Annotated in this window: 4 protein-coding genes and 1 pseudogene; 4 read left to right on the forward strand and 1 reads right to left on the reverse strand. The window is 66.7% G+C overall.

The window, feature by feature from the left end; translation table 11 throughout:
- Positions 1–245: pseudogene (locus tag ACEN88_RS21420) on the reverse strand (hypothetical protein); the annotation flags it as partial.
- A gap of 176 nt (positions 246–421) precedes the next feature.
- Here ACEN88_RS21420 and ACEN88_RS21425 point away from each other — a divergent pair.
- The 4 genes from ACEN88_RS21425 (at position 422) to ACEN88_RS21440 (ending at position 6,812) form a co-directional block, all read left to right on the forward strand.
- A complete protein-coding gene (locus ACEN88_RS21425; RefSeq protein ID WP_413342837.1) occupies positions 422–1,825 on the forward strand; it encodes a glycoside hydrolase family 88/105 protein in 1,404 nt (467 codons plus the stop codon).
- Positions 1,826–1,865: 40 nt separating this feature from the next.
- Positions 1,866–3,068 (forward strand): DUF4861 family protein, encoded by a 1,203-nt coding sequence (locus ACEN88_RS21430; RefSeq protein ID WP_413342839.1) that lies wholly within the window; start codon positions 1,866–1,868, stop codon positions 3,066–3,068.
- A gap of 238 nt (positions 3,069–3,306) precedes the next feature.
- Positions 3,307–6,021, forward strand: a complete 2,715-nt coding sequence (locus tag ACEN88_RS21435) for a TonB-dependent receptor plug domain-containing protein (protein WP_413342841.1) — start codon at positions 3,307–3,309, stop codon at positions 6,019–6,021.
- Between the two features lie 5 nt (positions 6,022–6,026).
- Complete coding sequence (locus tag ACEN88_RS21440) at positions 6,027–6,812, forward strand: rhamnogalacturonan acetylesterase (protein WP_413342842.1); 786 nt, start codon at positions 6,027–6,029, stop codon at positions 6,810–6,812.
- The last annotated feature ends 44 nt before the right edge of the window (positions 6,813–6,856 follow it).

Consider the following 6,856-nt stretch of genomic DNA (forward strand, 5'->3'; position numbering starts at 1 on the left):
GTGCCCGCCGCCGCGGGCAGGTACAGGTCCAGTTTCAGGTCGTGCCTCAGGTCGCCATGTCTGCGGCGTACATAGATGACGTCGGTGACGGCCCGCACTGAAGGCGGCACGGTGCGGCTCGCGATGCGGATGAACGGATATCGAGGCGCCAGCTTCGCGTACGTCGTCTCGGCCGTGTAGCTCTCCGGCAAGGGCGCCTTCACTGGCCGCGCCGCGCATGCGGCCAGCAGCAACGCCGTACCCATCCAACATGTCGTCCTGCGCATCCTGGCCTCCGCCTCGTCGTGGGAAGTCCAGTATGCCACCCAACAACAAACCCCGGCTAGTCCACCTTGCAAAAGTGGCCAGACCAACCTAGAATGGTCTGGCCAAATAAAGGACGGAAAACGTCCATCATATAAAAACGACCGGAGACTACACGGTGCCGCCATCCAGATTGCTCGCCTTCCTGGCCGCTTTCGCGTGCCTTGCCGCCCCTGCGCATGCCGAGGGGCCTTATCGTAACCCAGACAACAAGAACCCGAACGACACGGCCGAAGGCACGTATCCGGTGCCGTACAAGAAGCCGGTCGTCGCCGAGATCGCGGCGTCGCTGCAGCGCATCCGCGGCTATGTCGACAGCCAGACGCCGACCCGCATCGTGCACAAGGGCAGCGGCGCGCCCGTCACGGATTTCCGCACTCCCGTCGCCGACGCCGTCGTCGAAAAGGGCGACGCCGACTTCGGCCTGCAGGCCTACGAGATGGGCGTCGTGCATGCCGGTCTGCTGAAGGCCACGGCCGCGACGGGCGACAGGCGCTATGCCGCCCTCACGCAGCGCCACCTGCAATTCTTTGCCGACCGCCTCCCCTACTTCCGCGCGCAGGAACAGCGCTTCCACCTCGAGCGCGCCAACAGCTTCGCGCACTTCCTCGATCCGCGCGCGCTCGACGACGCCGGTTCGATGTGCGCCGCGATGATGCGCGCGCGCCAGGCTGGCATCGGCCCCGACCTCTCCGCGCAGATCAAGGTGTGCGGCGACTGGGTGGCCAAGCGCCAGTTCCGCCTCCCGGACGGCACCCTCGCGCGCCAGCGCCCGCAGGCCGCGTCGCTGTGGGCCGACGACATGTACATGGGGATCCCCGCGCTGGCGGAACTGGGCCGCATGACGGGCGACCGCGCGTACTTCGACGACGCCGTGAAGAACATCCTGCAGATGACGGACTACCTGTTCGACCCGCAGCGCAACCTGTACACGCACGGCTGGAACGCCAACAATCCCGACGCCCCGCGCTTCTACTGGGCGCGCGCGAACGGCTGGGCGGTGCTGGCCATGTCGGACGTCCTCGACGTGCTGCCGAAGGACCACCCGGGCTATCCGAAGGTGATGGCGCAGCTGAAAAGAACGCTGCGCGGCATCGCCGAGCGCCAGTCCGGCGCGGGCATGTGGCACCAGATGATCGACCGCGACGACTCGTACCTGGAGACGTCGGCCAGCGCCATGTTCGTGTACGTGCTCGCGCACGCCGTCAACGAAGGCTGGATCAGCCCGACGACGTACGGCTCGATCGCGCAGGCCGGCTGGAACGCGCTGTCCGCGCGCATCGATGCCCAGGGCCGCGTGGAAGGCACATGCGTGGGCACGACGTTCGCGAGCGACCAGGTCTATTATTACAACCGCCCCACCAGTACGGCGGCGATGCACGGCTACGGTCCGATGCTGCTGGCCGGCGCGGAGATGATCCGGCTGCTGAACAACCCGGCAATCGACATCCAGTTCCGGGTCCGCACGTATCACTACGTGCCGAAGGACGGCGGGCAGACCAGCTACCGCGAACATCCCTGACACCTCTTCGATGAAAGCCTGGAACATGCAAGCGAAAACGATGTTTTGCGCCGCAGGCCTCGTGCTGTCTGCGAGCGCCGGCGCTGCCGACCGCCTCACCGTTACCGTGACCCACGACCTCGACGCCGCGCGTCCATCCGAGACGATCGTCATCCCGTGGCAGGACGTGAACACCGCGCTGCCCGGCGCGCTGATCCAGCACCTCGCCGTGAAGGACGCGGCCGGCCACCTGCTGCCCTACCAGGTGACGAACGTGGCGCCGCTGGCCAAGGACCCGCACGGCGTCGGCGCGGCGTACGGCGAACTGCTGTTCCAGCACGACTTCAAGCCCGGCGAAAAGATGGCGACGTTCGTCGTCGAAAAGAACGACGCGCTCACGCCGCCGTTCGCACCGAAGGCGTTCGCGCGCTACGTGCCGGAACGCCTGGACGATTTCGCGTGGGAGAACGACGTCATCGGCCACCGCACCTACGGCCCCGCCCTCGCCGCACCGGCCGCGCCGGGCAGCGGCAAGGAAGTGCTGGAGACGAGCGGCCTCGATATCTGGTTCAAGCGCGTGGACTATCCCATCGTCGACCGCTGGTACAACAAGGGCCACGACCACTACCACAAGGACGAAGGCGAAGGCATGGACATGTACAACGTCGGCCGCTCGCGCGGGGCCGGCGGTACGGGCGTGTGGGACGGCAAACAGCTTTATACGAGCGGCAACTGGGCCGGCTGGAAGGTGCTGGCCAATGGCCCGATCCGCGCCGTGTTCGAGTTGTCGTACGCCGCGTGGAATGCGGCCGGTACCCAGGTCACGGAAACCAAGCGCTTCACCGTCGATGCCGGCCACCAGCTCGACCAGATCGACAGCACGTTCACGTTCAGCGGACCGTCCGCGCTGACGGTCGCCGTGGGTCTCAACAAGACGCCGTCCGACCGGAAGCAGGAACCGCGCATCGCGCTCGTGAAAGACGATGCGAACCACGCGCTGCTGCAATGGGTCGAGCAGGCCTCGAACGGCGCATTCGGCACGGCCGTCGTGCTGCCCGCGTCGACCGGCTTCGCGCAGGACGCGCTGAACGACCTCGTGCTGGCCCGCGTGGAATCAGGCAAGCCGCTGCGCTACTGGGTCGGCGCCGCGTGGGACCGCGCCGGCCGCATCACGTCCAAGGCGGCGTGGCAGGCCTACGTGGCGGCAGAGGCCAAACGTGCCGCGCACCCCGTCCGCATCGCGCTGAAAGCCGGCGCAAACTGAGATCAAAATCGAGATCAGTCATCATATGTGTTGCTTTTCCAGCACATACTCCTCATAATCTGGTCTGACCACATTGATCTTGTGGTCAGACCAATCTAGAATTGATTCCAACACAGGGCCGCACGCAACGCACATGTGGCTCGACCTCGCCAGGCTGGTTTTGTAAGAAGCAACCATCGGCGCCGCTCCCCCCTGCGGACGCCGACACGTCATCGACATAAAAACAGGAGACAGCTTCATGAAATACCCCCGCAGCACCCCGCCCCGCCATTTCGTCATGTCCTCGATCGCGCTCGCGGTCCTCTCGCTCGCCCAGCAGGCGCAGGCACAGCAAAGCGACGCGCCGATCCAGCGCGTCGAAGTCACCGGCTCCAGCATCAAGCGCATGGCCACCGAGGAAGCGCTGCCCGTCACGACCATCAAGGCCGAGGAACTGGTCAAGCAGGGCATGACCACGCTGGCCGACGTGATGATGGCGCTGCCGCAATCGGCGTCGCTGCAGCCGTCCAACGCCGGCTCGGGCACCAACATCAACCTGCGCGGCCTGGGCGTGAACCGCACCCTCGTGCTGCTGAACGGCCGCCGCCTCGCCAACGAGGCCATCGCCGACGGCTACGCCAACCTCGACGTCATCCCGATCAGCGCGCTGCAACGCGTCGAGATCCTGCGCGACGGCGCGTCGTCGATCTACGGCTCGGACGCGATCGGCGGCGTCGTCAACTTCATCACCAAGCGCGAAGTCGAGGGCGGCAACGTCACCGTGCAGCTCGTGCAGCCGAAGCGCCACGGCGGCGGCGACGAGCAGCGCATCCAGGCCACGTTCGGCAAGGGTAACCTCGCGCGCGACGGCTGGAACATCTACGGCACCGTCGACTTCCACCAGCGCAGCCGCCTGAAGCTGTCGGACCGCACCGGCTTCATTCCGGACGACGCGGCCATGGCGGCGATCGGCCTGCCGCGCAGCGCCGCCTCCGGCGGGTACGCGACACCCGCCAACTTCACGAGTTCGGCCAACAAGAACGCCGCCAACCCGTATTACGCGAGCGGCTGCCTGAGCCCCTACTCGGTCCAGGGCGCGAAGAGCACGTGTGTACTGGACGACGACACCTATGGCTCGGCCCTGCACCCGAACAAGCAGCTGACGATGTACGCGCGAGCGACCAAGCGGATCGACGCCGACAACACCGTTACCGTCGAATACACCCGCGGCGACGAATCGATCTTCGGCTACAAGAACCCGACGCAGGCGGTCGCCGTCGGGAGCGCAAAGGCGATCCTGCCATCGAGCAGCAAATGGTATCCGGGCGGCAGCGGCGGGGTGCCGGCCGTCGCCGGCATCACCAACCAGCCGCTCACCGTGTCCTGGGCGGTGGCCGACGGCGGGCCGGCCGTGACCCGCGACAACCAGATCAACCAGCGGCTGCTGGTTTCCGCCGACGGCCATGTCGGCACCTGGGACTACCGGGCCGGCATGAGCTACGGGCTGTCCCAGCGCAAGGGCTACTTCCAGTCGGGCTACTTCTCGGGCATCGGCCTGATCAACGGCCTGGCGAACGGAACGCTGAACCCGTTCGGCCTGCAGGATCAGGCGGGCCTCGACTATCTCGACTCGATCGCCGCAGACGGCATGCAGAACCGCAGCTCGAAGAGCTCTTACTATGGCATCGACGGCAACATCAGCAAATCGCTAATGGCCCTCGCCGGCGGCGACCTCGCGATCGCGATCGGCGCCGACATCCACCGCGATACCAACGAGGACACCAAGCTGGCACCGGCCGCCGACATCACCTATGCGAAGGTCGTCCCGGCGCACGGAGAAAGCGCACGCAACATCATCGGCGTGTACAGCGAGGTGGACGCTCCCGTCACCAAGACCCTGACGCTGAACGGCGCCGTGCGGGTCGACAAATACAGCGACGTCGGCTCGACCTTCACGCCCAAGATCAGCTTCCGCTGGCAGCCGACCAAGACCATCATGTTCCGGGGCTCGGCCAACACGGGCTTCCGCGCGCCGACACTGTTCGACCGCTACGGCTACCGCACCACCGTCGCCAACACGACGACGGCGGGACGCTGGGACGATCCGGTCCTGTGCCCGGGCCCGTCCATCACCATGCCGGGTACCGGCACGGCGGTGCCCGGCGTGGATGCCGCCGATGTCTGCAACGCCAAGTTGAACAAGCTGACCGGTTCGAACTCGCAGCTGAAGCCGGAACGCTCCAAGGGAGGCACGCTGGGCGTCGTGTTCGAACCGTCCCGCTCGTTCACCGCGTCGCTCGACTACTGGCAGGTCAACATGAAGGACATGCTGGCCAACCTGCCGGAGACCGTCTACTTCACGAACTACGCCGACTACAAGAACCTGTTCGTGCGTAATGCGGACGGCTCGCTCGCCTACATCAACAACACGACGATGAACCTGGGTGGCCAGATCGCGGGCGGCGTCGACGTGTCGGCCCACTGGGAGATCGCGCGCAACCGCTTCGGAACGTTCGGCGCCGCCATCGACGGCACCTACCTGACCCGCTTCGACAACCAGCTCGTGCCGAACGGCCCGTGGATGTCCAACGTCGGCCAGTTCGGCTGGGCCAGCAACGGCACCACGTCGAGCTACCCGATCATCACGTTCCGCTGGAAGCACAACCTGCGCCTGTCGTGGCAGAGCGGCGATTACTCGGCGCAGCTGACGAACAACTTCAACAGCCATTACCGCGACGCCAACACCGCCGTCACGTCGGCGTACTACCGCGACATCCCGTCGTTCTCGACGTGGAACCTGACCGGCTCGATCCGCGTGCAGAAGCAGGTGCGCATCACGGCCGGCGTCACGAACCTGTTCGACAAGGCCCCGCCCATCACCAACAACACGATCTACAGCAGCGGTTACCTGAGCAGCGTCGCGAATCCGATCGGTCGCTCGTGGAACCTGCGCGTCAGCTACGATTTCGAGTAATCGCAATGCAAGCGACACGACTGAAACGTATCGTCCTGGCCAGCCTCATCCTGGCCGGCCAGGCCAGCGCCGCCGACGCGACTATCCGCGTGATCCTCGTCGGCGACTCCACGATGGCCACGAAGAGCGGCTACGGCGACGCATTCTGCGCGCGCTTCACGCCGGACGTCACTTGCGTGAACCTCGCACGGGGCGGCCGCAGTACCAGCAGCTTCCGCGCCGAGGGCCGCTGGGACGAAGTCCAGCGCATGCTGAAGGACGGCGCGTCGTTCAAGGCCACCTACGTGCTCGTGCAGTTCGGCCACAACGACCAGCCGGGCAAGCCGGGGCGCTCGACCGACCTCGTCACCCAGTTCCCCGTCAACATGGCGCGCTATGCGCGGGAGACGCGCGACCTGGGCGGCGTGCCGGTGCTCGTCACGCCGCTGACCCGGCGCACGTTCAAGGGCGCGTATCTCGGCAATGACCTGGCGCCGTGGGCCGAGGCGACTCGGCGCGCGGCCGCCCAGGAACACGCCGTGCTGCTGGACCTGAACCGGGACAGCGTGGCCGCCGTCCAGGCCATGGGCCAGGATGAAGCGGATACGCTGGCGGTCGTTCCGCGTCCGCCGGGCTACGGGATGCCTGTGGATCCGAACAAGGTCGAACCGGCCGGCGCCGCGAAGACGGCGTTCGACCGCACGCACCTCGGCACCAGGGGCGCCGATTTCTTTGCGCGGATGGTCGAGCGCGAGCTGGTGACGGCGCGGCCGGAGACGGCTGCCTACTTCAGGGACGGGGGCAAGCGTTGAGGCGCTTCGCCCTGCTCGCCTGCGCGCTCGCCGGCGCGCAGGCG

This window comes from Massilia sp. CT11-108 (genome assembly GCF_047302915.1).
Lineage (GTDB): Bacteria > Pseudomonadota > Gammaproteobacteria > Burkholderiales > Burkholderiaceae_D > Telluria > Telluria orientalis.